The following is a 1,668-nucleotide window of genomic DNA, read 5'->3' as shown; positions in this document are numbered from 1 at the left end:
CAGATCGCGTGGTCGACATAGGGCCGCATCTTCGCCGCCCGGCCCTCGCGCCACGCCCAGACCGTCGGCGGGATGTAGTTGACGATCGGCACCTGCGGAAGCCGCGCCCGCACCCGTTTGGCAACGCGGTGGGAAAAGGTCGGGCTGTCGATGACGACGAGAGCGTCCGGCTCTGCCGCGACGATGGCATCGGCCGTCTGGTTCACGCGGCGGACGAGTTGCGGCAGCCGCGCGAGGATCGCCGAGATCCCCATGATCGACAATTCGTCGATGTCGAAGAGGGTTTGCAGACCCTCGGCCTGCATCGCCTCGCCGGCGAGGCCGACGAACACCGGCCGCTCGCCCCGCTGCGCCAGGACGGCGATCAGCGCGGGTCGCGGTGCGCAGACGGTCAGGGCCTGGGCGCGGGCGCAGGTGGTCAGGCCTGCGATCAGGAGGGCCCCCAAGGCGGCGCCCGGGAGGATCCACCAGCCGGAGGGCGCGCAGGCGCCCCGCGGCGGCGGCGTGCGGTCGCTGCGGGTCCTGCGACCGTGGAGCGGCGTCGCGCGCCAGTCTTTGGCGGGGCTGTCGGGGGCCGGCAGGTCGGGCGGGGTCATGCTGCGGTCTCCGGACGGGCCGCGGCGGAGCCGGAGGGCCGTGGCGAGGGAGAGGGTCCGGCCGCGAAGGCCTCGGGCGAGCGGCCGCGAGGGCCCGCAACGGCGACGGCGGCCGCGATGGCGCCCAGCACGCTGGCAGGGCGGGTCGCGTCCTCGCCGCGGGCGAGGTCGGGCGTGACGCTCAGGCTCTTGACGAGGTCCGGCGCCGCGCAGTCGTGCTGCAGGGCGAGGGACATCACCACGCAGGCATCGGCGATGACGTGGGCGAGGTCGGAGCCCAGCCGCGCACCATCCGCGAAGACCTCCCGGGCGTGGCCGTCGTCGTCGAAGCCGACCGTCACCGTCAGGTGCTGGCCCTGGTGCTCGAGTCCGACGGTCTCGTTGCGGCGGCGGTGCGGGAGGACGCGGCGGGTCATGCCGCGCCCCCGGTTTCGGACAGGGCCGCGGCGGCGGCGCGGGTGCGCAGCATGCGCCGGGCCCGGTAGATGCCCTGGACCATCGCCCACGCCTGGCGGCGATCGCGCGCGGCGTCGGCGTCCAGCGCGTCGGCGTAGAGCCGCGGCCGGCCTTCGCAGGTCACGATCATGAGCGACGTGGGCGCCATGGCCCGCAGCGGGGCCGCGGGGCCGGCCTTCCGCGCCATCGCGGCGGCGAGGCTGGCTTCGCCTTCGGGCGTCATGCGACGGACTCCTCGGCCTGGACGATCTCGGCGGCGCGGTCGTGGATGACGACCGCCCGCTCGCGCAGGTCGTCGAGCGCGAGGATCACGGCCGCGGCCTCCTCCATCGCGGCCTTGGCCCTGGCGCGATTCAGGCGGGGATCGCCAAAGCGGTGCAGCTCGGGCGTCATCGCGATCTCGACGCTCTTCACGCGGTCCTCGACCGTCGGCGGCTTGAAAGGGGTGGTGGGGCGGGTCACGACGCGGCCTCCGGTGCGGGGGCGAGCTTCCTCAGCCGCTCCACCTGTTTCATGCGCAGCTGCCCAAGCGAGCCGCCGTCGGGGCGAAGCTTCGGGCGGCCGACCGGCATCGCCACGCCGATGAAGTCGGGAACATCGTGCCGCAGCACCAGCT

At 74.6% G+C, this 1,668-nt stretch carries 3 protein-coding genes and 1 pseudogene; all 4 read right to left on the bottom strand.

Going from position 1 to position 1,668, the window contains the following annotated elements; translation table 11 throughout:
• A pseudogene (locus AAC134_RS23835) lies at positions 1-596 on the bottom strand (hypothetical protein); the annotation flags it as partial.
• Positions 593-1,012, bottom strand: a complete 420-nt coding sequence (locus tag AAC134_RS23830) for a hypothetical protein (protein ID WP_339952307.1) — start codon at positions 1,010-1,012, stop codon at positions 593-595. The gene AAC134_RS23830 and the pseudogene AAC134_RS23835, both read right to left, overlap by 4 nt.
• Positions 1,009-1,275: a hypothetical protein gene (locus AAC134_RS23825; protein ID WP_339952305.1), complete on the bottom strand. Its 267-nt coding sequence runs from the start codon at positions 1,273-1,275 to the stop codon at positions 1,009-1,011. Before AAC134_RS23825 ends, AAC134_RS23830 begins: the two co-directional genes overlap by 4 nt.
• Positions 1,272-1,514 (bottom strand): hypothetical protein, encoded by a 243-nt coding sequence (locus tag AAC134_RS23820; RefSeq protein WP_339952303.1) that lies wholly within the window; start codon positions 1,512-1,514, stop codon positions 1,272-1,274. Before AAC134_RS23820 ends, AAC134_RS23825 begins: the two co-directional genes overlap by 4 nt.
• Positions 1,515-1,668: the final 154 nt, after the last annotated feature.

This window comes from uncultured Albimonas sp., assembly GCF_963977235.1.
GTDB lineage: Bacteria > Pseudomonadota > Alphaproteobacteria > Rhodobacterales > Rhodobacteraceae > Albimonas.
Note: the sequence above shows the minus strand (reverse complement) of the source record. Positions and strands in the feature narration are given on the sequence as shown.